Source organism: Pseudomonas sp. FW306-02-D09B (assembly GCF_058782685.1).
In genome coordinates, this window is the sequence record NZ_JBYSXY010000004.1 from 207,658 (window position 1) to 230,664 (window position 23,007).

The 23,007-nt window shown below is 57.7% G+C and carries 24 protein-coding genes and 1 pseudogene; 12 read left to right on the forward strand and 13 right to left on the reverse strand.

Going from position 1 to position 23,007, the window contains the following annotated elements; all coding sequences use genetic code 11:
• Positions 1–78: 78 nt before the first annotated feature.
• The 8 genes and pseudogenes from AC3WK5_RS09465 to AC3WK5_RS09500 form a co-directional block, all read right to left on the reverse strand.
• Positions 79–309: a hypothetical protein gene (locus AC3WK5_RS09465; protein ID WP_103315085.1), complete on the reverse strand. Its 231-nt coding sequence runs from the start codon at positions 307–309 to the stop codon at positions 79–81.
• Between the two features lie 2 nt (positions 310–311).
• A pseudogene (locus tag AC3WK5_RS09470) lies at positions 312–440 on the reverse strand (lipopolysaccharide kinase InaA family protein); the annotation flags it as partial.
• 56 nt (positions 441–496) lie between these two features.
• Entirely contained in the window at positions 497–1,777 is a 1,281-nt protein-coding gene (locus tag AC3WK5_RS09475) for a sensor histidine kinase (RefSeq protein ID WP_103315086.1), read from the reverse strand.
• Complete coding sequence (colR, locus tag AC3WK5_RS09480) at positions 1,767–2,450, reverse strand: two-component system response regulator ColR (protein WP_054593790.1); 684 nt, start codon at positions 2,448–2,450, stop codon at positions 1,767–1,769. Before colR ends, AC3WK5_RS09475 begins: the two co-directional genes overlap by 11 nt.
• A 217-nt stretch (positions 2,451–2,667) precedes the next feature.
• Positions 2,668–4,311: a chaperonin GroEL gene (gene groL, locus AC3WK5_RS09485; RefSeq protein WP_054593791.1), complete on the reverse strand. Its 1,644-nt coding sequence runs from the start codon at positions 4,309–4,311 to the stop codon at positions 2,668–2,670.
• Between the two features lie 49 nt (positions 4,312–4,360).
• A complete protein-coding gene (locus tag AC3WK5_RS09490) occupies positions 4,361–4,654 on the reverse strand; it encodes a co-chaperone GroES (protein WP_008032125.1) in 294 nt (97 codons plus the stop codon).
• 246 nt (positions 4,655–4,900) lie between these two features.
• The gene (locus AC3WK5_RS09495) at positions 4,901–5,377 is read right to left on the reverse strand and encodes an FxsA family protein (protein WP_054593792.1); all 477 of its coding nucleotides are present in this window, start codon (positions 5,375–5,377) and stop codon (positions 4,901–4,903) included.
• 66 nt (positions 5,378–5,443) lie between these two features.
• Positions 5,444–6,175, reverse strand: coding sequence for a HugZ family pyridoxamine 5'-phosphate oxidase (locus AC3WK5_RS09500; RefSeq protein ID WP_054593793.1), 732 nt, complete (start codon positions 6,173–6,175; stop codon positions 5,444–5,446).
• Between the two features lie 166 nt (positions 6,176–6,341).
• On the opposite strand from AC3WK5_RS09500, the gene AC3WK5_RS09505 reads away from it, so the two are divergent.
• Positions 6,342–7,100, forward strand: coding sequence for an SDR family oxidoreductase (locus tag AC3WK5_RS09505; protein WP_103315087.1), 759 nt, complete (start codon positions 6,342–6,344; stop codon positions 7,098–7,100).
• 161 nt (positions 7,101–7,261) lie between these two features.
• Here AC3WK5_RS09505 and apbC read toward each other — a convergent pair whose 3' ends face one another.
• Positions 7,262–8,356 (reverse strand): iron-sulfur cluster carrier protein ApbC, encoded by a 1,095-nt coding sequence (apbC, locus tag AC3WK5_RS09510; RefSeq protein WP_103315088.1) that lies wholly within the window; start codon positions 8,354–8,356, stop codon positions 7,262–7,264.
• A 292-nt stretch (positions 8,357–8,648) separates the two neighbouring features.
• Between apbC and metG the strand changes: the two genes are divergently transcribed.
• The 8 genes from metG to AC3WK5_RS09550 all read left to right on the forward strand — a co-directional run bounded on the left by metG (position 8,649) and on the right by AC3WK5_RS09550 (position 15,744).
• On the forward strand, positions 8,649–10,700 hold the full coding sequence (metG, locus tag AC3WK5_RS09515) for a methionine--tRNA ligase (protein ID WP_103315090.1): 2,052 nt from the start codon (positions 8,649–8,651) through the stop codon (positions 10,698–10,700).
• 120 nt (positions 10,701–10,820) lie between these two features.
• The gene (locus AC3WK5_RS09520; protein ID WP_103315091.1) at positions 10,821–11,408 is read left to right on the forward strand and encodes an Rnf-Nqr domain containing protein; all 588 of its coding nucleotides are present in this window, start codon (positions 10,821–10,823) and stop codon (positions 11,406–11,408) included.
• Positions 11,405–12,619 carry an electron transport complex subunit RsxB gene (gene rsxB / locus AC3WK5_RS09525; RefSeq protein ID WP_103315092.1) on the forward strand — a complete coding sequence of 405 codons (1,215 nt, stop codon included), beginning with the start codon at positions 11,405–11,407 and terminating at the stop codon, positions 12,617–12,619. Before AC3WK5_RS09520 ends, rsxB begins: the two co-directional genes overlap by 4 nt.
• A complete protein-coding gene (locus AC3WK5_RS09530; RefSeq protein WP_103315093.1) occupies positions 12,606–13,604 on the forward strand; it encodes an RnfABCDGE type electron transport complex subunit D in 999 nt (332 codons plus the stop codon). Before rsxB ends, AC3WK5_RS09530 begins: the two co-directional genes overlap by 14 nt.
• Positions 13,601–14,206: an RnfABCDGE type electron transport complex subunit G gene (locus AC3WK5_RS09535; RefSeq protein ID WP_054593800.1), complete on the forward strand. Its 606-nt coding sequence runs from the start codon at positions 13,601–13,603 to the stop codon at positions 14,204–14,206. Before AC3WK5_RS09530 ends, AC3WK5_RS09535 begins: the two co-directional genes overlap by 4 nt.
• On the forward strand, positions 14,203–14,793 hold the full coding sequence (locus tag AC3WK5_RS09540; RefSeq protein ID WP_103315094.1) for an Rnf-Nqr domain containing protein: 591 nt from the start codon (positions 14,203–14,205) through the stop codon (positions 14,791–14,793). The genes AC3WK5_RS09535 and AC3WK5_RS09540 overlap by 4 nt, the downstream gene beginning before the upstream one ends.
• 25 nt (positions 14,794–14,818) lie before the next feature.
• Complete coding sequence (gene nth / locus AC3WK5_RS09545; protein ID WP_103315095.1) at positions 14,819–15,457, forward strand: endonuclease III; 639 nt, start codon at positions 14,819–14,821, stop codon at positions 15,455–15,457.
• A gap of 107 nt (positions 15,458–15,564) precedes the next feature.
• A complete protein-coding gene (locus AC3WK5_RS09550) occupies positions 15,565–15,744 on the forward strand; it encodes a PA3496 family putative envelope integrity protein (protein ID WP_019693351.1) in 180 nt (59 codons plus the stop codon).
• Positions 15,745–15,933: 189 nt separating this feature from the next.
• Here AC3WK5_RS09550 and AC3WK5_RS09555 read toward each other — a convergent pair whose 3' ends face one another.
• On the reverse strand, positions 15,934–16,560 hold the full coding sequence (locus AC3WK5_RS09555) for a response regulator transcription factor (protein ID WP_054593803.1): 627 nt from the start codon (positions 16,558–16,560) through the stop codon (positions 15,934–15,936).
• 481 nt (positions 16,561–17,041) lie between these two features.
• Between AC3WK5_RS09555 and AC3WK5_RS09560 the strand changes: the two genes are divergently transcribed.
• Positions 17,042–17,734, forward strand: coding sequence for a hypothetical protein (locus tag AC3WK5_RS09560; protein ID WP_103315096.1), 693 nt, complete (start codon positions 17,042–17,044; stop codon positions 17,732–17,734).
• A gap of 154 nt (positions 17,735–17,888) precedes the next feature.
• Here the strand turns inward: AC3WK5_RS09560 and AC3WK5_RS09565 are convergent, their stop codons facing one another.
• Both AC3WK5_RS09565 and AC3WK5_RS09570 read right to left on the reverse strand, forming a co-directional pair.
• Positions 17,889–19,106 carry an argininosuccinate synthase gene (locus AC3WK5_RS09565; protein ID WP_019693354.1) on the reverse strand — a complete coding sequence of 406 codons (1,218 nt, stop codon included), beginning with the start codon at positions 19,104–19,106 and terminating at the stop codon, positions 17,889–17,891.
• 129 nt (positions 19,107–19,235) lie between these two features.
• A complete protein-coding gene (locus tag AC3WK5_RS09570) occupies positions 19,236–20,144 on the reverse strand; it encodes a flagellar protein MotY (protein ID WP_054593805.1) in 909 nt (302 codons plus the stop codon).
• A 156-nt stretch (positions 20,145–20,300) separates the two neighbouring features.
• Between AC3WK5_RS09570 and pyrC the strand changes: the two genes are divergently transcribed.
• Positions 20,301–21,347, forward strand: a complete 1,047-nt coding sequence (gene pyrC / locus AC3WK5_RS09575) for a dihydroorotase (RefSeq protein WP_054593806.1) — start codon at positions 20,301–20,303, stop codon at positions 21,345–21,347.
• A complete protein-coding gene (gene rnt, locus AC3WK5_RS09580; protein WP_103315097.1) occupies positions 21,344–22,018 on the forward strand; it encodes a ribonuclease T in 675 nt (224 codons plus the stop codon). The genes pyrC and rnt overlap by 4 nt, the downstream gene beginning before the upstream one ends.
• A 74-nt stretch (positions 22,019–22,092) precedes the next feature.
• On the opposite strand, the gene AC3WK5_RS09585 is transcribed toward rnt, so the two are convergent.
• A complete protein-coding gene (locus tag AC3WK5_RS09585; protein WP_019693358.1) occupies positions 22,093–22,695 on the reverse strand; it encodes a peroxiredoxin in 603 nt (200 codons plus the stop codon).
• Between the last annotated feature and the right edge of the window lie 312 nt (positions 22,696–23,007).

Here is a 23,007-nt window from a genome sequence, read left to right on the forward strand (position 1 = left end):
TATGCGTTACGGCGGTTGAGCCATCTCAAAAGCAAAAAGCCTCGCGCATGCGAGGCCTTTGATGTGGGCCGAGGGGTTTCAACTCTGGTGTTTCATTCCCTGAGTCATGCCAAGCATGAACAAGAACAGCTCATCATTTTCGGAGTGGGTCACTCTGGATGACTTCGTAGTCCGTGGTAGCGGGCAATGCACGCCGCCATTCTTTGCACTGAGAACTTGCGTACGTGGCTGCTCCAGGCCGACCACCGCCAATGAAACAACTGCCAAGGCTCCTGCCAAAAATAGCCCCCTAGCAATTTCTAGTTTCATCGCTACAAACCTTTGATAGAGCTGCCAAACACCTTCTTATAAAAATAGATGAGCTTCGCCCAATCCGCCGAGCCCCACGACGAGTGGCGGCGCAGCTGTTTCATGTCATGCGAAGCCGCTTGCTGGCGGGTCCTGAACCCGAAAATCCGCCTGCTTGAACTCCGCTTCTACGGTTACGACCGTGGCATCAGGCGTCCGGCTTGCCCAGTTCGACATGAAAGCGGCAGCCGTTGGGCTCCATGGTGCTGAGACTGACGCTCCAGCCCTGGTTTTCACAAATTCTCTGCACCAGCGACAGGCCCAGCCCAAGCCCGTCCCCACGTTTCTCGCCCCCGCGTACAAACGGCTCGAACATCGCTTCACGCTTCTCTTCGGGAATACCGACACCGCTGTCTTCGACCAGAAAACCGCAGGGCAGAATGGTCAGGCGAATAAACCCGCTGTCGGTGTAGTGCAAGGCATTACGCAACAGGTTCCCCATGACCGCGTGCAGGAATGTCGCGTTATAACGCGTATCCGTCGGGTTGCCGGGTTCATAAAACAGCGTGAGACCCTTGTCTTCGATCGGCTCGCGCCACAGACCGAGCAAGTCCTCGGCCACCTGCCCCAGGGTCTGTTGCGGCGACATGCTGGCATCTTCGCGCTGGGCGCGGGCGAGCATCAGGAAGGTCTGGACCAGTTCGCGCATCTCTTCACAGGCACGAGCGATCCGCTCGACCTGGTTGCGACTGCGCTGATCGAGGTCCGGGTTCTCCAGCAACAGTTCGCAGGAGCTGGCCAATACCATCAACGGGGTGCGCAGTTCGTGACTGACGTCGCTGGTGAACAGCCGTTCGCGACTCAGCGCCTGGCGCAATCGGCCCAGCGTGGCGTCGAAGGCGACGGCCAGTTCACCGACTTCATCGGCGGCATAGTTCGGCGCCAGGGGCGGTGCCAGGCCGAGCAGTTGATCGCGGTGACGCACCTGGCGCGCCAGCCGGACCACCGGCGCCATGACCTTGCGCGCGAGCACCCAGCCAAGGAACACCGCCAATGCCAGACTTAATACAAACCCCACCAGTACCACGGCAAACAGCACTCGCTCGCGCTCTTCGAAATCGCTTTGATCCTGCATCAGGACGTAGCGGCGGCCGTCAACAATCTCGACGAGCGCGTGGTATGAGAGCTGCTCGCGAAATACTTCATGAAAGCCCGCATTCAGATGCCGCAGGTCCCTGGGCAAGTCAAAGTCGCCAGGGCCGCCACTGAAGTAGAACAACTGATCGGGTTCGGGACGATGACTCCAGTCGGCCATGCTGTCCATCAACAGCAAACGCTGTAAATCGCCACCCAGGCCTGAAGAAATCAGCTTTTCTTCGACCAGATGCACGGTCGCCACGATGCCTATGGCGAATGCCCCCGCCACCAACGCACTCATCAAGGCAAAGGCAATAATGATCCGCTGAGCAAGGCTCTGCTTAAACTCCATCACGTCCCTCGGCCAGGCGATAGCCGACGCCGTGCACGGTTTGCAGCAAGGGTTTGGCGAACGGCTTATCGATCACCTGACGCAACTGATGGACGTGACTGCGCAGGCTGTCACTGTCTGGACAGTCGTCACCCCAAAGGGCTTCTTCGAGTATTTCGCGACGCAAGACATGCGGGCTTTTCTGCATCAACACCGCCAGCAGCTTGAGGCCTACCGGGTTGAGTTTCAGCAGGCGACCTTCGCGGGTCACTTCCAGCGTGTCGAGGTCGTAGCTCAGATCGCCAACCTGCAGGGCTCGGCGACCGCCACCCTGGGTACGGCGCATGACCGCCTCGATGCGCGCCGCCAGTTCAGACAGGGCAAACGGTTTGACCAGGTAATCATCGGCACCGGACTTGAAGCCCTGCAGCCGGTCATCCAGTTGGTCACGGGCGGTCAGCATGATCACCGGGGTATCGCGCCGGGCATCTTCACGCAGGCGTTTGCACAGGGTGTAACCATCGATACCGGGCAGCATGATGTCGAGCACGATCAGGTCGTAATGCTCGGTGGCCGCCAGGTGCAGACCTGACAAACCGTCCTGCGCGCAATCCACGGTATAGCCTTTAAGCCCCAGGTAATCGGCCAGATTGGCGAGGATGTCGCGGTTGTCTTCAACCAATAGAATTCGCATGGGCACTTGCTCCGTACACAGTTACGGCCGTCTTGGACCGCGCAGCTTAAGGCCAAGAGTGGCTCAGGGATAGATCTGTTGATCCAAACCCTGTCAGGGACGCAGAGCGTCCCGGGCTGCATTCCCACGCAGAGCGTGGGAACGATCATCTTCACAGAAAATAAAAAACCCCGCTGGCTTACGCCAGCGGGGTTTTTTCGTACAGGGTAAGGCTGGCTTACATCATGCCGCCCATGCCGCCCATACCGCCCATGTCTGGCATGCCGCCGCCAGCTGGTGCGTCTTCCTTGATCTCGGCGATCATGGCTTCGGTGGTGATCATCAGGCTGGCAATCGACGAAGCCGCTTGCAGAGCCGAACGAGTCACTTTAGCCGGGTCCAGGATACCCATTTCGATCATGTCGCCGTATTCGCCGGTAGCAGCGTTGTAACCGTAGTTACCCTTGCCCTGCTTGACCTTGTCGACTACAACGCTTGGCTCGTCGCCGGAGTTGGCAACGATCTGGCGCAGTGGCGCTTCAACAGCGCGACGCAGCAACTGGATGCCGACGTTCTGGTCATCGTTGTCGCCTTTCAGCTCGGAGATCGCTTGCAGAGCGCGAACCAGTGCCACGCCACCGCCAGGTACCACGCCTTCTTCAACGGCTGCACGGGTAGCGTGCAGGGCGTCTTCAACGCGGGCTTTCTTCTCTTTCATTTCAACTTCGGAACCAGCGCCAACCTTGATCACTGCAACGCCGCCGGACAGCTTGGCCAGACGCTCTTGCAGTTTTTCACGGTCGTAGTCGGACGAAGTGTCAGCCACTTGTTGACGGATCTGCACAACGCGAGCCTGGATGTCAGCCTCAACGCCAGCACCGTCGATGATGGTGGTGTTTTCTTTGGACAGGATCACGCGCTTGGCATTACCCAGGTGTTCCAGGGTAGTGCTTTCCAGGCTCAGGCCGATCTCTTCGGAGATAACGGTACCGCCAGTCAGAACAGCGATGTCCTGCAGCATGGCCTTGCGACGGTCGCCGAAGCCCGGGGCTTTGACGGCAGCCACTTTAACGATGCCGCGCATGTTGTTCACAACCAGAGTCGCCAGGGCTTCGCCTTCAACGTCTTCGGCAACGATCAGCAGAGGACGGCCGGCTTTGGCAACGGCTTCCAGTACTGGCAGCATTTCGCGGATGTTCGAGATCTTTTTGTCGACCAGCAGGATCAGCGGACCGTCCAGTTCGGCGGTCATGGTCTCTGGCTTGTTGACGAAGTACGGGGACAGGTAGCCACGGTCGAACTGCATGCCTTCTACAACCGACAGTTCGTTTTCCAGGCCCGAGCCTTCTTCAACGGTGATCACGCCTTCTTTACCGACTTTTTCCATGGCTTCGGCAATGATGTCGCCGATGGAGCTGTCGGAGTTGGCCGAGATGGTGCCGACCTGAGCGATTGCCTTGGTGTCAGCGCATGGCTTGGACAGGGCTTTGAGCTCTTTGACGATAGCGATGGTCGCTTTGTCGATACCGCGCTTCAGGTCCATCGGGTTCATGCCGGCAGCGACGGCTTTCAGGCCTTCGTTGACGATCGATTGAGCCAGAACGGTCGCGGTGGTGGTGCCGTCGCCTGCGTCATCGTTGGCACGGGAGGCAACGTCTTTGACCAGCTGCGCGCCCATGTTTTCGAAACGGTCTTTGAGTTCGATTTCTTTGGCTACGGAAACGCCGTCCTTGGTGATGGTCGGGGCGCCGAAGCTCTTCTCGATGATCACGTTACGGCCTTTAGGGCCCAGGGTCGCTTTTACTGCGTCAGCCAGGACGTTGACACCGGCGAGCATTTTCTTACGGGCGGAATCGCCGAATTTAACTTCTTTAGCAGCCATGATCGATATTCCTTAAATACTTTTGTAGTAGCGGGAAATTGAGCGCAAATCAGCCTTCGATAACAGCGAGAATCTCGTTCTCAGCCATTACCAGCAGGTCTTCACCGTCGACTTTCACAGTGTTGCTGCCGGAGTACGGGCCGAACACAACCTTGTCACCCACTTTCACGGCCAGCGCACGCACTTCACCGTTGTCCAGCACGCGGCCGGTACCTACAGCGAGGACTTCACCGCTGTTGGCTTTTTCGGCAGCCGAACCTGGCAGAACGATACCGCCAGCGGTTTTCTTTTCTTCTTCGCTGCGACGGATGACGACGCGGTCATGCAGAGGACGAAGCTTCATTGTCGATCTCTCCTAATTGTGGTTTTCAGCGGCCGGTGTAATCCCGGCGGGTTAAATTCCGGCGTTGCCGGTTGCGGCTCGTCAAGCGAACCGCGGAAGTCTGTCTGGTGATCTTCACCAGAAACCTTGCGGTGACCGTTACATAAGGGCGCATAAGCTTATTACAAGGGCTGGGCAGTGAAATTTTTTACGGCACCGACCACAGAAACGAACACGGCACCCGAAGGTGCCGTGTCAATGAAACAGTTATTTGGAGTCGCGGTGCTCGAACTCGCCCTCGATCACGTTCGGCTCACGGCCCAACGGTTGACGTGGAGCCGGGCCGCCACGCGGTTGCAGATCATCGGCAAAGGCACGCTGACGAATTGCCTGCTCCTCGGCGCGCTTGCGCATCGCGTTGGCCAGCAACCGACGGGTGATCGGCAAGATCATGATCAGACCGATCACGCTGCTGACGAAACCTGGCAGGATCAACAGACCGCCGCCCAAGGCGAGCATCAGGCCTTCAAGCATGGTCTGCGCAGGCAACTCGCCGCGGTTCAGGCTTTCACGAGCACGCAATGCGGTAGCCAGGCCGGCGATGCGCAGCACGAACACGCCGAACATCGAGCCGAGAATAATCAGCAGCAGTGCCGGGAAAAACCCGATGGCCGCGCTGACCTTGACGAATACGAACAGCTCCAACACCGGGAACAGCAGAAAGAGCAACAAAAAAGGGCGCATCAAATGGTTCCTCAACGCAAGAATGCCTTGCAAGTAGAACGTAGATGACGTCGCCGTTTCGTGATTTCAAGCGTCGGCTGTCGCATTTTTCGGCCATTGCTCGGCGTGAGCCAATAAAACCAAGGCTTCGCGTACTTGTGTCGGCGTATTACACACTTCCGGGAACGGTAACCAGTACAGCCCCTGGCCAATGCGCAGGTGCATGCCTTCGGCGTCGATGCCCGCCAACTGAGCGGGTGCGGTTTTCGGCAGGCCGGCCAGTTCGACGTAATGGGCGATGGCCTTGGCATGGTCGGCGTTCATGTGTTCGATCATGCTCGCTTCGGCCTTGCCGGCGAATGGGTTGGCCAGGGTCAATTGGTCGACCCAGTGAATCGCACCGAAACCGCCGATGTAGCGATGCCGTATCGGTTTGAGTACCCAGAAGTCGAAATCATGCGCCTTGTGATAATTCTGCGAATCCGGGAAATAGCGGTAATAACGCTCGGCGGCGGCATCGATGGCGGCCTGATCCTGGATTTTTTCCGCTTCGGCCAGGTAGGTCAGGCGACCAACGGCCTGTACGTCTTCAGCCTCGCGCTCACCCACCAGCAATGAGCATTTGGGGTCTTTTTGCAGATTGTGGGTGTGCTGGGCGATCCGGCTGATCAGGATCAGCGGCCGGCCCTGCTCGTCCAGGCAATAAGGAACCACTGAGCCGAACGGGAAACCGGGCATTGCCTTGGAGTGCGTCGAGAGCACTCCGCGGTATTCCTTGAGCAACAATTCTCGGGCATGCTTGGCAGCTTCAACGCTCAATTTATGACTCCTTATATAGAATCCGTCAAAAAAACGGACAGGCTCCTGGGACAAAGTTCCAGCAACGCCATCGGGGCAGTTCTCATGTGCAGCCAGGCCACATCAGGTGCAGATCGAGAGGCTCTCTAAAAGGAAACCACTCTGACCTGCCATTTGGGGCATGCGAATGAAACTCACTGACAAAGTAATCATTATCACCGGCGGTTGCCAGGGTTTAGGCCGTTCGATGGCCGAGTATTTCGCCGCCAAGGGCGCAAAACTGGCACTGGTCGATCTCAACCAGGAAAAGCTAGACCAGGCCGTCGCCGCCTGCAAAGCCGCCGGTGTCGAAGCTCGCGCTTATCTGTGCAACGTCGCCAATGAAGAACAGGTGACGCACATGGTCGCCCAGGTTGCCGAAGACTTCGGCGCGATCCACGGCCTGATCAACAACGCCGGGATTCTGCGCGATGGCCTGCTGATCAAGGTCAAGGATGGCGAAATGACCAAAATGAGCCTGGCCCAGTGGCAGGCCGTGATCGACGTCAACCTGACCGGCGTGTTCCTGTGCACCCGGGAAGTGGCGGCGAAAATGATTGAGCTGAAGACCGGCGGCGCGATCGTCAACATCTCCTCGATCTCCCGCGCCGGCAACGTCGGCCAGACCAACTACTCCGCCGCCAAGGCCGGGGTTGCTGCGGCCACCGTGACCTGGGCCAAGGAGCTCGCGCGCTATGGCATTCGCGTGGCCGGTATTGCGCCAGGCTTCATCGAGACCGAAATGACCCTGAGCATGAAGCCTGAAGCCCTGGAGAAAATGACCTCCGGGATTCCGCTCAAGCGCATGGGCAAGCCCGAAGAGATCGCCCATTCGGCGGCGTACATCTTCGAGAACGATTATTACACCGGCCGGATCCTGGAAATGGATGGCGGTTTGCGGATTTAAGACCTGCACAAATCAAATGTGGGAGCGGGCTTGCTCGCGAAAGCGGTGTATCAAACAACATCAACGTTGACTGACGCGCCCTCTTCGCGAGCAAGCCCGCTCCCACATTAAATTGCATTTCAAATGAGCGGCTTTGATAGCCGCTCATTGGTTTCACCTCATCAATCGTCGCTGACAGTGATGTTCGGCATCGCTGGCGTGGCGGCTTCCTGCAAGACAATTCGCGCACCGACGTGACGGGCCAGTTCCTGGTAGACCATGGCGATCTGGCTGTCCGGCTCGGCGATCACCGTTGGCTTGCCGCCGTCAGCCTGCTCGCGGATCAACATCGACAGCGGCAGCGATGCCAGCAGTTCGACGCCATATTGACTGGCCAGCTTCTCGCCGCCGCCTTCACCGAACAGGTGCTCGGCATGACCGCAGTTGGAGCAGATGTGCACGGCCATGTTTTCCACCACGCCGAGCACTGGAATGTTGACCTTGCGGAACATCTCCACGCCTTTGCGGGCGTCCAGCAATGCCAGATCCTGCGGCGTGGTGACGATCACCGCCCCCGCCACCGGGACTTTTTGCGCCAGGGTCAACTGAATGTCACCGGTGCCCGGCGGCATGTCGATCACCAGATAATCCAGATCGCTCCAGGCGGTCTGTGTCACCAGTTGCAGCAAGGCGCCGGAGACCATCGGGCCACGCCAGACCATCGGCGTGTTGTCGTCGGTCAAAAACGCCATGGACATGACTTCAACGCCATGCGACTCGATCGGCACGAACCACTTCTGGTCCTTGATCTTCGGTCGGGTGCCTTCCGGGATGCCGAACATGATGCCCTGGCTCGGGCCGTAGATATCGGCATCGAGGATCCCGACCTTGGCGCCTTCGCGGGCCAGCGCCAGCGCAAGGTTGGCGGCGGTGGTGGATTTGCCCACGCCGCCCTTGCCGGACGCCACCGCGACCACGTTCTTGACGTTGGCCAAACCCGGGATCTGCGCCTGCGCCTTGTGCGCGGCAATCACGGTGCTGATGTCGACTTTGGCCGAGGTCACGCCCTCCAGTCCTTCGATCGCCATTTGCAGCATTTGCGCCCAGCCACTCTTGAACAGGCCGGCGGCGTAGCCCAGTTCCAGCTGAACGCTGACGCGGTCGCCCTGAATGTCGATGCTGCGCAGGCAACCGGCGCTGACCGGATCCTGGTTCAAGTAAGGGTCGGTGTACTGACGAAGGACGGCTTCCACCGCTGCGCGATTGACGGCGCTCATGGGCAACTCCGATAACAAGGCTGGAAAATCAGACGGGTATCCTACGCCGGACACTCATTTGTGGCGAGGGAGCTTGCTCCCGCTCGGGTGCGCAGCAGCCGTAATTTTATTGACGCGGTGGTACTGCCAGCTCGGCGTCGCCTTATATGGGGCGGCTTCGCCACCCAGCGGGAGCAAGCTCCCTCGCCACAGATATTCGCAGCGACGCATCGGGAAACAGGCCTGAAGGGTGAAAAATATGCGCCGGCGCTTTATAGTGGCCGACCTCCGTTTCATCAAGTAGCCGAGCCCCATGTCCGAGCCACGCAAGATCCTCGTCACCAGCGCCCTGCCCTATGCCAATGGTTCAATCCACCTTGGCCATATGCTTGAGTACATCCAGACCGATATGTGGGTGCGCTTCCAGAAGCATCGCGGCAATCAATGCACGTATGTCTGCGCGGACGACGCCCACGGTTCGGCCATCATGCTACGCGCAGAAAAAGAAGGCATCACCCCGGAACAACTGATCGCCAACGTCCAGGCTGAACACAGCGCCGACTTTGCCGAGTTCCTGGTGGACTTCGACAACTTCCACTCCACTCACGCTGAAGAAAACCGTGAGCTGTCGAGCCAGATCTACCTGAAGCTGCGTGACGCCGGGCACATCGCCACGCGCTCGATCACCCAGTATTTCGACCCGGAAAAGAAAATGTTCCTGGCCGACCGCTTCATCAAGGGCACCTGCCCGAAGTGCGGCACTGAAGACCAGTACGGCGACAACTGCGAAAAGTGCGGTGCCACTTACGCGCCGACCGACCTGAAAGATCCGAAGTCGGCGATCTCGGGCGCCACGCCGGTGCTCAAGGATTCCCAACACTTCTTCTTCAAGCTGCCGGACTTCCAGCAGATGCTGCAGGAATGGACCCGCAGCGGCACCCTGCAAGACGCGGTTGCGAACAAGATCGCCGAATGGCTGGATGTCGGCCTGCAACAGTGGGATATCTCCCGCGATGCGCCGTACTTCGGTTTCGAAATCCCCGACGAGCCAGGCAAATACTTCTATGTCTGGCTGGACGCGCCGATCGGCTACATGGCGAGCTTCAAGAACCTCTGCGCACGTCGTCCTGAACTGGATTTCGACGCGTACTGGGCCAAGGACTCTACCGCCGAGCTGTACCACTTCATCGGCAAGGACATCGTCAATTTCCACGCGCTGTTCTGGCCAGCCATGCTCGAAGGTGCGGGCTACCGCAAGCCGACCGGTATCAACGTACACGGCTACCTGACCGTCAATGGCCAGAAAATGTCCAAGTCCCGCGGCACCTTCATCAAGGCCCGGACCTACCTGGACCACCTGTCGCCGGAATACCTGCGCTACTACTACGCCTCCAAGCTCGGCCGTGGCGTCGACGACCTGGACCTGAACCTCGAAGACTTCGTACAGAAGGTCAACTCCGACCTGGTCGGCAAAGTCGTCAACATTGCCAGCCGCTGCGCCGGCTTCATTCACAAAGGCAACGCCGGTGTGCTGGTGGCCGGTAATGCCGCGCCAGAACTGACCGAAGCGTTCCTGGCCGCCGCGCCGAGCATCGCCGAGGCCTATGAGGCTCGCGACTTCGCCCGTGCCATGCGCGAAATCATGGGCCTGGCCGACCGCGCCAACGCCTGGATCGCCGACAAGGCGCCATGGTCGCTGAACAAGCAAGAAGGCAAGCAAGACGAAGTCCAGGCGATCTGCGCCCTGGGCGTCAACCTGTTCCGCCAACTGGTGATCTTCCTCAAGCCTGTGCTGCCGTTGCTCGCCGCCGACGCCGAGGCGTTCCTCAACGTCGCACCGCTGACCTGGAACGATCACGCGACCCTGCTCAGCAACCATCAACTGAACGAGTTCAAACCGCTGATGACCCGTATCGACCCAGTCAAGGTGCAAGCCATGACCGACGCTTCGAAAGAAGACCTGGCCGCCAGCCAGACCGACACCGGTGATGCCGCCCCACAAGGGAATGGCGAACTGGCCAAGGATCCGCTGTCGCCAGAGATCGAGTTCGATACCTTTGCCGCGGTTGACCTGCGGGTGGCGCTGATCCTCAAGGCCGAAGCCGTGGAAGGCGCGGACAAGCTGCTGCGCCTGACCCTGGATATCGGTGACGAGCAACGCAACGTGTTCTCCGGCATCAAGAGCGCATATCCAGACCCGGCCAAGCTTGAAGGTCGTCTGACGATGATGATCGCCAACCTCAAGCCACGCAAAATGCGTTTCGGGATCTCCGAAGGCATGGTCATGGCGGCAGGCCCTGGCGGCGAAGAAATCTACCTGTTGAGCCCGGACAGCGGCGCCAAGCCGGGTCAGCGCATCAAGTAAGTTGCCTGACTGAACCGATCCCACCGTCGCGTTGACTCGCGGCGGTGGGATTTTCATATCTGCTTGCCGGATAATGCCTAATCTTTATGCACAGGCCCGTTCGCTCAACCCGGCACGCCCATGACCGACATTCTGCTCACGCTCATCAGCACCGCCCTGATCAATAACTTCATCGTGCACTGGCCGCTGGGTGTCGATCCGTTGATGCAATCGACGCGTGAGCCTGCCATCGAACGTCGTCAGGTTCATGCCCTGGGCATTGCAACCACCTGCCTGATGTTGCTCAGCGGCGTTCTGGGTTACGCGGCCTATTACTGGTTGCTGATACCGCTCGGGCTGACGTCCTTGTACCTGTTTGTGTTTTTGCCCTTGAGCGTACTGCTGATTACCCCGCTGCTGAATCTGCTGACGCCTGCCCTGCCGCAGTTACCGTTCAACGGCTTGTGGCCGTTATTGCTGGGCAACGCTGGCGTGCTGGGGCTGAGCCTGTTCGGCATGCAGAGTGACAAAGGCTTTGGCTATCACGTAGCGCTATGTCTTGGCGCCGGGCTGGGTTTCTGGCTGGTGCTGAGTCTGTTCAGCGACCTGCGCCAGCGCATTCTCAATAACGATGTGCCCCTGCCCTTTCGTGGCCTGCCGATCGACCTGATCAGCGCCGGACTGATCGCAGTGGCCTTTCTCGGCTTCAGCGGACTGATCAAAACATGAGTCTGATTCAACGTATCGACGCACTCCTGCCGCAGACCCAATGCGGCAAATGCGGCCACCCCGGATGCAAGCCCTACGCTGAAGGCATTGCCAATGGCGAGGCAATCAACAAGTGCCCGCCGGGCGGCAACGAGACCATTTCAGCGTTGGCCGAACTGCTGAAAATCCCGGTGTTGGAACTGGACACCAGCCGTGGCTCGGCACCGGCGCAAATTGCATTTATCCGTGAAGCCGAATGCATCGGCTGCACCAAGTGCATTCAGGCCTGCCCGATAGACGCGATTGTCGGCGCGGCAAAACTGATGCACACGGTGCTGATCGACGAATGCACCGGCTGCGATCTTTGTGTAGCACCCTGCCCGGTGGATTGCATCGAAATGCATCCTTTACCCTCGACCCAGGTGCTGCCGATTATCGGTGGTCTGGCGTTCACGCCCGAAGAACTGCAAGCACGCAACGCCAAACGCGATCACGCAAGGCAGCGCTTCGAACAGCGCAATGCACGCCTGCGTCGTGAGGAAGAGCAAAAGCACGCCGAACGACTGGCCCGCGCGCAAAAAGCCGCTCAACACAGCGATGCCAGCAATACCCCGCTGCAGGACGCCATTGCCCGGGTTCAGGCCCAAAAAGCCGCAGCCGCCGATGCCGCGCTGAAAAAGGCCAAGATCGATGTGGCGATGAGCCGCGCGCAACTGAACAAATCGCTGAAAGCTTTTGGGCATCCTCCGACCTTCGAACAGCAGTCGCAGCTGATCATTTTGCAGCAGCAATTCGAAGCCGCCGAGCAAGCTCTGACGCAGCTCGAAAGCACAGTCCCCTCAGCACCTGTGCAACCGACGGCGCCGGCCAACGATGCCGAACTCAAACGCGCGAAAATCCAGCTGGCGATGCGTCGCGCCGAGCTGAAAAAAGCCCAGGCCAGCGAAGCACCGGCCGAGCAACTGGAAGCGCTCAGCGCGGCCCTCGCTCAAGCGGAGCAGGCGCTGCACGATGCCGAGGGAGCCAGCGAAAAACCGGCACCCGATCTGGTACGCGTCGAAAAACGTCCCATCGACGCTCAACTGCGGCAACTGAAAACCGAGCTGGCTTATGCCCGCGCCGACGTCAGCAAGCTCGAGCGGCGTCCTGATACACCGGCGGAGCTGCTGGCCAAGGCCCGCGAACGGCTCTGCGAAGCCGAGCGCCAGGTAAACGCCTATGTCGCCCCTTGAACCGGTCGATGATCGCCTGCAACAGGCGATGAAGCGGGTTTTACTGGCTACCGTGCCGGGCATGCTGGTGTTGTTCTGGTTATTTGGCTGGGGCGTTCTGATCAATCTGCTGCTGGCCTGCGGCAGCGCATTAGCCGTTGAAGCCTTGGTGTTGCGCTTGCGCAAGTACCCGCTCAAGCCTGCGCTAAGCGACGGCAGCGCGTTGGTCAGCGCCACCTTGCTGGCACTGGCGTTACCACCTTACTGTCCATGGTGGCTGACGGTCAGCGCTGCGGCATTCGCGATGTTTTTCGGCAAGCACCTTTATGGTGGCGTTGGCAAAAACCCGTTCAATCCGGCCATGCTCGGTTTTGCGCTGGTGCTGGTGTGTTTCCCGCGACAGATGACCCACTGGCCGACGTCCCACGGGATGAATCTGCTCGCCGGCCTGCAACAGATTTTCGGTTTCAATTTCAGCGGTGCCGAGCAGCCCGACGCCTGGGTGACGGCCACGGCGCTGGATAGCCTGCGAATCAACAAAAGCCTGACCATGGACGAACTCTTCGCCGGCAACCCGGCGTTTGGCCACATGGGTGGTAAAGGTATCGAATGGGTGAATCTGGCTTTCCTCGCCGGCGGCGCGTTCCTGTTACAGCAGCGGGTGTTCAGCTGGCATGCGCCGGTCGGCATGCTCGGCAGTCTGTTCGTCATCAGCCTGTTGTGCTGGAACGGCTCAGGTTCGGACTCCCACGGCTCCCCGCTCTTTCACTTGCTGACGGGTGCGAGCATGCTCGGGGCATTCTTTATCGTGACCGAACCGGTGTCGGGAGCGAAAAGTCCAAAAGCCCGCCTGATGTTCGGCGCGGGCGTCGGCCTGCTGACCTACCTGATTCGAACCTGGGGCGGCTATCCCGACGGGGTGGCCTTTGCGGTGCTGCTGATGAATCTCTGCGTACCGGCCCTGGAACGCCTCGCTGCTGCACAACCAGAGCCTCGTACACCATGAAGCGGAATTTCAGTGTGCTGATGCTGGTGGTCGTGGCCGGATTGGGCGCAGGCGCTACATTTTTCCTGCAACACGCCACCGCGCCGCAGATCTCGGCTGAACAGCGCTTGATCGAAAGCCGCAAGCTGTTCGACATGCTGCCAGTCGGCAGCTACGACAATCAGCCTTTGGACCAGCCACTCGCGTTCAAGGATATCGCGCTGAGCAACAGCACCTTGCTGGGCGGTTACCTGGCCACAGCAGGCGGAAAACCCAGTGCAGTGATATTACGCAGCCAGGTGACGGGTTACGAAAATGCGATCGAACTGCTGATCGTGATCGACATCAACGGCAAGTTGCTGGGAGTCAAAACCCTCAAGCAATCGGAAACACCAGGGCTGGGCGGGAGAATCGCCGACCAGCCCAATCCCTGGCTTCAGGGCTTTTTCGGCAAGTCGCGCAACGACCCTGGTGACAGTGGCTGGGCGCTGAAAAAAGATCAGGGGCAATTCGACCAGTTGATCGGCGCAACCGTCACTTCCAGGGCGGTGATCAGCGCGATCCATGATGCGTTACGCTATTTCGACGAGCATCAGCCACAACTGATCGGGAGCGGACAATGAACCAGTCCTCGATGCTGCAGAACTCGCTGATATTGACCCCGTTGATCGGCGCCAGTGACTCCTTGGTAAAAGCCTTGGGTCTGTCGCTGTTATCGCTGCTGGTCATTGGTGTTTACGGCCTGAAGATGAGTGTATTGCGGCCGCGAATCGTCCCGTCCATGCAGTTGATCACCTGCATTGCACTCGCCGCCACATTGACCAGCCTGGCAACATTGGCATTACAGGCCTGGGCCTTTGAACTGCATCAGCAACTGGGAATGTATGCCGAACTGATTGCCCTGCAGTGCATTGTGCTGGAGTACAGCGGCTTTTTTACCCAGGCAAGCATGATCGACCGGACTCGCCTGTCCAGCCTGTTTTTTGGGCTGATGGTTGTACTGGGCGTGTTGCGAGAAGCCCTTGGCAATGGGTCATTCGCCAGCCATGTGTCCTGGTTGAGCGGAATTATTGATTCCAGCGGGCAAGGCTGGCTGTTTGCCGCTGATGGCGGCATACGACTGGCCATCCTCGCCCCCGGCGGATTTATCCTGCTGGGACTGCTCATAGCCGCCAAACAAGCCTGGCCCGGCGCCTCGACCTCACACTGACCGCCTTCAAGGAACTGCTCTGCCCATGAATGCTGCAAAACGCCTGGAAATTTTCCGTCGGCTTCACGAAGACAATCCGGAACCAAAAACCGAACTGGCCTACTCGTCGCCCTTCGAATTGCTGATCGCCGTGATCCTTTCCGCGCAGTCCACGGACGTAGGCGTCAATAAGGCCACCGCCAAGCTGTTTCCGGTGGCCAATACTCCGGCAGCGATTTATGCGCTGGGTATAGAAGGATTGTCCGAGTACATCAAGACCATCGGCCTGTACAACAGCAAGGCAAAAAACGTCATAGAAACCTGCCGAATGCTGGTAGAGCTTCATGGCGGCGAAGTACCGCAAACCCGTGAGGAGCTGGAAGCGCTGCCCGGGGTCGGTAGAAAGACCGCGAACGTGGTGCTCAATACGGCTTTTCGCCAGCTGACCATGGCCGTCGACACGCACATTTTCCGGGTCAGCAACCGCACAGGGTTAGCGCCAGGCAAGAATGTCGTCGAGGTGGAAAAAAAACTGATGAAGTTTGTTCCCAAGGAGTATCTGCTCGACTCCCATCACTGGCTGATCCTCCACGGACGCTACGTTTGCCTGGCTCGCAAGCCCCGTTGTGGCAGCTGCCGTATCGAAGACCTGTGCGAATACAAGCAAAAGACCTCCGACGATTGAGGTTCTATTAGATTTATTGATTTACCGATTGAAAAAATCTTTTTTACCCGCCGGGAGAATGTCGATATAAGAAGCGCCAATGGCATTCTTAGCCTGGAGTTAACCTTATGAGCACTGGCAAAGAACAACTGGACACAGAAGACGACTTCATCTCTGTTGAGGCCGATGATGCCGAGCCTGTGGTAGAGGTAGCAAAGACCAACCTGAGCAAACGTCGCACCATCGATAATCTCCTGGAGGAGCGCCGCTTGCAAAAGCAACTGGCCGATTACGACTTTGACCTTTAACACCTGAAAGCCTCCCGAAATGGAGGCTTTTCAGCACTCCCTCAACCGCTGGGCAATGCTCTCTGATTCATCAATGAGTCCGGCGCGGCGGGGACATCAGGGCAAGCCATCCGGCGACTCAAAATCCGATCAGACTCCGCTTACCTTCAGACGCTTTCCATGCACAAAGCACTACTCGCCCCGAGAGATTCAAACCAGACCATTACGCTGCGCAAGCTCGATAAGGTCTACCAGCGAGCGGGCATTGAGCTTCAATAGCAGACGCGTTTTGTAAGTACTCACGGTTTTGTTGCTGAGGAACATTCCATCGGCAATTTCCTTGTTGGTCTTTCCTCGGGCCAACTGTTGTAAAACCATCATCTCCCTTCCTGACAGACGATCCACCATGTCGGCTTCGCTCGCGTTCCCCAAACTTGAGCGAACCGAGTGCAACGCCTGATTCGGAAAGTAGCTATATCCTGACAATACAGCCTTGATTGCACTGAGCAACTCGGTGAGGTCCTGCTGTTTGCAGACATACCCGGCTGCCCCTGCCTGCATACAACGCATTGAAAAGTGACCGGGGGCCTGCGACGTCAAGACCAGCACTTTCAAAGGCATGGTGGTCGAGGTCAAGCGTGCAATAACTTCCAGGCCATCCAGTTTCGGAATACCGATATCCAGTATCACGATATCCGGCATCTGTTCACGGGCAAGTTGCAAGGCATCGACACCATTGTCCGTTTCGGCAATGACTTCGTAGCCATGACGCTCCATTAGCATACGTACAGCAAGACGAATGACGGGGTGATCATCCACGATCAGCACTTTATTCATGGGCAAGTCCAATTTCGCTGTTCGAATTTTTAGAGCCCGCACAATAGCGTAGTCGTTTCGACCTTGGGATGCTGCCCACCCCAACCACCTACACCGAGAGACAATCCCTACAAACAACAGGGATTCCCCCTACAGGATTTCATAAAAAACAATGTCGCTTAAAGTTTATTCGAGGCGTCCCCCCTCTCTGGTCACCGGTATTTTTCTGTGGACATCTAAGAAACCAGCTGACAATACACACTCTATCCCGGCCATTAATTAAACATGCGTCTATTATCAAAAAACAACCCGCTTTCACCCGCTTACATGAATCACGTTAAAACAAGGCTATTGATCCGTTAAAAATAGTGATAAAACTGCAAAGCAGACCGATCCATAAACCCTTTACAAAAACCAATAAATCAATACCGAACCACCACGACCACTTAACATTTTCACCCACAAGGAATCACTATAGATCACTATTTAACGAGTAATAAAAATGACAAAAATTCAAAGAAGAATATCCAACCCGATGACCATAATTGCGATATTTGCGACGCTCTCCGAAACGTCGGCAGCCGTATCGTTGCCCTTTCTCGACAACGAGGAGCGCCAGACGTACATCTGGTTTCTGATCAGCTTCCCCTTTTACCTGCTCTTTTTATTTTTTATCACACTCAACTTTAACTACAAATCACTGTATGCACCTTCTGATTTTCAAAAGAGCAAACAGTTTGTAAAAGTCATCGACGATGCTGCTCGACCAGAAAAAAACAGAAACACCTCCCTCAACGACCCTGCTGAAGAGGAGAATCAACCCAACTCAATCAAAGGACATAAACCCGACTATCTGCTTCAGAGCGCGCCCGCTCCACCCGCCTATATAACCTTCATCACGAACCTTTCGACCCAACAGCCAGTGTCTTTACCGGCGTCGATACATGGCATGCAAATCATTGATGCACGATGGATTCGCAAAAAGAAAGATGTCGGCGGTTTGATGAACGCGCTCTATTCAAGGAAACACCATGACCGTGAAGTGATCGTCTTCCTGACAAGCGGTGAGTCGGAACATTTGATTAACGAAAGAGCACTCAAAAAATCAGGTGCAAGATCCCTGAAGCCCAAAGAGTCTTTTTACATGAGTTATAACTTGAGTACTTTGGCAGTGACCGTCGTCAGCCAGCACTGACACAGACAGAACAGAAGGGGGGTACAGACAATCCAGGAAGTTAACAACCAGGACCTGGTGACGCAGATTCAGGAGACAAACCACACACAAACGCTTCGATCACATTGTGGCCCCGTTACAAACGGGGCCACAATCGTTGATCATACCAACAGCATCAGAACAGCTTGCGGCCTTTGTTTGCGGCAATGCGCATACGCAGAGCGTTCAGCTTGATGAAGCCGGCTGCATCAGCCTGGTTGTAAGCGCCGCCATCTTCTTCGAAGGTAGCAATGTTGGCGTCGAACAACGATTCGTCAGACTTGCGACCGGTAACGATCACGTTGCCTTTGTACAGCTTCAGGCGAACCACACCGTTCACATGCGCCTGGGAAGCATCGATCATCTGTTGCAGCATCAGACGCTCAGGGCTCCACCAGTAACCGGTGTAGATCAGGCTGGCATATTTAGGCATCAGCTCGTCTTTGAGGTGAGCCACTTCACGGTCCAGAGTGATCGACTCGATCGCCCGGTGAGCACGCAGCATGATGGTGCCGCCTGGGGTTTCGTAGCAACCACGGGACTTCATGCCGACGTAACGGTTCTCGACGATGTCCAGACGGCCGATGCCGTGCTCGCCACCGATACGGTTCAGGGTCGCCAGCACGGTAGCCGGAGTCATTTCGACGCCGTCCAGTGCAACGATGTCGCCGTTGCGGTAGGTCAGTTCCAGGTACTGCGGCTTGTCAGGAGCGTTCTCCGGGGAGACGGTCCAGCGCCACATATCTTCTTCGTGCTCGGTCCAGGTGTCTTCCAGCACGCCGCCTTCATAGGAGATGTGCAGCAGGTTGGCGTCCATCGAGTACGGGGATTTTTTCTTGCCGTGACGTTCGATCGGGATCGCGTGCTTCGCCGCATAATCCATCAGCTTCTCGCGGGACAGCAGGTCCCACTCGCGCCAAGGGGCGATCACTTTCACGCCAGGCTTGAGTGCGTAGGCACCCAGTTCAAAACGAACCTGGTCGTTGCCCTTGCCGGTCGCGCCATGGGAAATGGCGTCAGCGCCGGTTTCGTTGGCGATTTCGATCAGGCGTTTGGCGATCAACGGACGAGCGATGGAAGTACCCAGCAGGTACTCGCCTTCGTAAACGGTGTTGGCACGGAACATCGGGAAAACGAAATCACGCACGAATTCTTCGCGCAGATCGTCGATGTAGATTTCTTTTACGCCCATGGCTTGTGCCTTGGCGCGGGCCGGCTCGACCTCTTCACCCTGACCCAGGTCAGCGGTAAAGGTCACCACTTCACAGTTATAAGTATCCTGCAGCCACTTGAGGATCACCGAAGTGTCCAGGCCGCCGGAATACGCCAGAACGACCTTGTTTACGTCCGCCATGCCATCACTCCACGGGGTTCTACGGAAAGCCGAGAAGTCTACCGCTGCGAGCGGATAAATTACAGAGGCGCGACAGCTTATGATGACGAAGCGACAGATTATGTCGAGCGGGCGACGATTTCAGCCGGTTCAGGAGGTCGTCGCGGCACTGCTTGCCGAGCTGACTTGCGGAGCCGGTTTATCGGTGGGTGCAACGCGCTCAAGATGAACGTTGACCCGGCGATTCCTGGCCCGATTGGCGGTGTTGGTGTTAGGGGCCAACGGATAGCGTTCGCCGTGAAAACGCATCGTGATCTGTGATTCCTGAATGCCATTGGCCTTGAAGAAGTCCATCACCGCCAACGCCCTGCGCCGAGACAGATCACGGTTGGTCAGGCGATTGCCGCTGTTATCGGAATGGCCGTCGAGTTCGATGTGATTGACCGTCGGGTCGGCCTTCATGAAGTTCAGCATAACCTGCAGCTTGGCCTTGGCCTGCGCGTCCAGATCGATACCACCGCCCGGAAAACCAACCTCAGCCTGCTTAACCTGCTCGTAATTCATCGGCAGCAACTTGGCGACACACGCCTGATAATCGGCGTAGGCCTTGCTGAAGCTGACCGGTAACAAACGGACTTCCGACACACCGCCATCGCGCGAATAATGGCGAATCAGCGGACTGCGACCGTCCATCAAACCGCCGATAAGGCGTCCGGCCTGGAGTTGCGAGCTGTTGAACAGCACATCACCGCTGCCAACCTTGACCGCCCCCAGATTGATATCGCCGCGCCCCGGCTGCCAAGGCGCAGCGGCGGCCAGCAACGTCGCCGAGCCGCCGCTGATCATCGGGTTGTAGGCCTTCAGACGAAAGGTGGCCTGCTCGCCTGCGCGCCGCACGAACTCGCCCGAACCGAAATCGGTAATCGGCTGGCTCAGGCGACATTCGAACTTGTCGCCTTCGACCGTCCACTCGATGCTCTCCAGACGCGTCTGGAAAGTGAGCGCCATCGCAGGAAGGCTGGCAAACACGCTGAGCAAGGCTAAATAACGCTGGCGCACGGGAGGCTCCACTGGCTTCTACAACAAAAAGACCGATACATATAATTACGGCATACCTTTGTCATATCGGAAGCTTGCTGCAAAACTTGATAGCGAGTGCCTGGATGAGTCTTTTCCGGTAGCATTCCCTTGAGTTTGACCCGCCTGGAATCCCCAATGTCCGACCGCCTGACCCTGCTGCGTCCCGACGACTGGCATATTCATCTTCGCGATGGTGCTGTGTTGCCCAATACTGTCGCGGATGTCGCGCGCACCTTTGGTCGCGCGATCATCATGCCTAACCTGGTACCACCGGTGCGTAACGCCGCTGAAGCCGACGCCTATCGCCAGCGCATTCTCGCTGCGCGCCCGGCCGGCAGCCGTTTCGAACCGCTGATGGTGCTCTACCTGACCGACCGGACTACACCCGATGAAATTCGCGAGGCCAAGGCCAGCGGTTTCGTTCACGCCGCCAAGCTGTATCCGGCTGGCGCGACCACCAACTCGGACTCCGGTGTTACCAGTATCGACAAGATCTTCCCCGCGATCGAGGCCATGGCCGAGGTCGGGATGCCCTTGTTGATTCACGGTGAAATCACCCGCGGCGACGTCGATGTCTTCGACCGCGAAAAAATCTTCATCGACGAGCACATGCGTCGGGTCGTGGAGCGTTTCCCAACGCTCAAAGTGGTGTTCGAACACATCACCACCAGCGATGCCGTGCAGTTCGTCAACGAGGCTTCGGCCAACGTTGGCGCAACCATCACCGCTCACCACCTGCTGTATAACCGCAACCACATGCTGGTGGGCGGGATTCGTCCGCACTTCTATTGCTTGCCGATTCTCAAGCGCAATACGCATCAGGTCGCCCTGCTTGACGCCGCTACCAGCGGCAGCGAGAAGTTCTTCCTGGGCACGGACTCGGCTCCGCACGCCCAACACGCCAAAGAAGCCGCGTGTGGCTGTGCCGGTTGCTACACCGCTTATGCCGCGATCGAGATGTACGCCGAAGCCTTTGAACAGCGCAATGCGCTGGACAAGCTCGAAGCCTTCGCCAGCCTCAACGGCCCGCGTTTCTACGGCCTGCCGGCGAACACCGACCGCATTACCCTGGTCCGCGAAGAATGGACTGCCCCAACCAGCCTGCCGTTTGGCGAGCTGACTGTCATCCCGCTGCGCGCCGGTGAAAAACTGCGCTGGCGCCTGCTGGAGGAACACGCGTGAGTGAAGACCATTTCGACGACGAACAGGAAAGTTCAGGCGGAGGTGGTTCACGTCACCCGATGGCAGCCAGGTTCCGTGGATACTTGCCCGTTGTCGTCGACGTTGAAACCGGTGGTTTCAACTGTGCCACTGACGCCTTGCTGGAAATTGCCGCCACGACCATCAGCATGGACGAAAAAGGTTTTGTGTACCCCGATCACACCTATTTCTTCCGTGTAGAACCGTTCGAAGGCGCCAACATCGAAGCCGCGGCGCTGGAGTTCACCGGGATCAAGCTCGATCACCCACTGCGCATGGCCGTGAGTGAAGAAGCGGCACTGACCGACATCTTCCGTGGCATACGCAAGGCGCTGAAAGCCAACGGCTGCAAACGGGCGATCCTGGTCGGCCATAACAGCAGCTTTGACCTGGGCTTCCTCAATGCCGCCGTTACGCGCCTGGACATGAAGCGCAATCCGTTTCACCCGTTCTCCAGCTTCGACACCGCGACACTGGCCGGTCTGGCGTATGGTCAAACGGTCCTGGCCAAGGCGTGCCAGGCTGCAGATATCGACTTCGACGGTCGCGAGGCCCACTCGGCTCGCTACGACACCGAGAAGACTGCCGAGCTGTTCTGCGGCATCGTCAATCGCTGGAAACAAATGGGCGGCTGGGAAGATTTCAACGACTGATTCAGTCGCAGGATTTATCCCGCCCATAAAAAAACCGGCCTCAGCGGCCGGTTTTTTTATGCCTGACGCGTGGCTTACAGCTTGCCAGCGTTCTCGGTCAGGTAAGCTGCAACGCCTTCTGGCGAAGCAGTCATGCCCTTGTCGCCTTTTTTCCAGTTGGCCGGGCAAACTTCGCCGTGCTCTTCGTGGAATTGCAGGGCGTCGACCAGGCGAATCAGCTCTTCCATGTTACGGCCCAGTGGCAGGTCGTTGACGATCTGCGAGCGAACAACACCTTTGTCGTCGATCAGGAATGCGCCACGGAAAGCCACGCCGCCTTCAGACTCAACGTCGTAGGCCTTGGCGATGTCGTGCTTCATGTCAGCAGCCATGATGTACTGAACCTGACCGATGCCGCCGGCATTGATCGGGGTGTTGCGCCATGCGTTGTGAGTGAAGTGCGAGTCGATCGAAACAGCGATCACTTCAACGTTGCGAGCCTTGAAGTCAGCCATGCGGTGGTCCAGAGCGATCAGCTCGGACGGGCAGACGAAGGTGAAGTCCAGTGGGTAGAAGAACACCAGGCCGTATTTGCCTTTGATGGCCGAGGACAGGGTGAAGCTGTCAACGATTTCGCCATTGCCGAGTACGGCCGGTACGGTGAAGTCAGGGGCTTGTTTGCCTACGAGTACGCTCATTGGATATCTCCTGGTGTGGTGGCGTGAAGAACGGCATCGAACCAGTCTGTCGCCAATAAACGACAGGTTCATGACTCGAGTGCCCTTCGCAAAGACCGCACATCATACACCGCGTTTTTCGCCTGTCCTTAGCGCTTTTTACAACGACATCAAAAACCTCGGCGCAGGCTTGATGACACTGTCCCGGGCGCATTATGCCGTTCGTCAGGCTGTCGCTGTTCTGGCGCAAAGCGTGCCGAAACCACTTTGACAATCATTCTCGTTAACATTAAGATCCATCGCAACCGAGCCATAACCCACGACGGTTCTCAT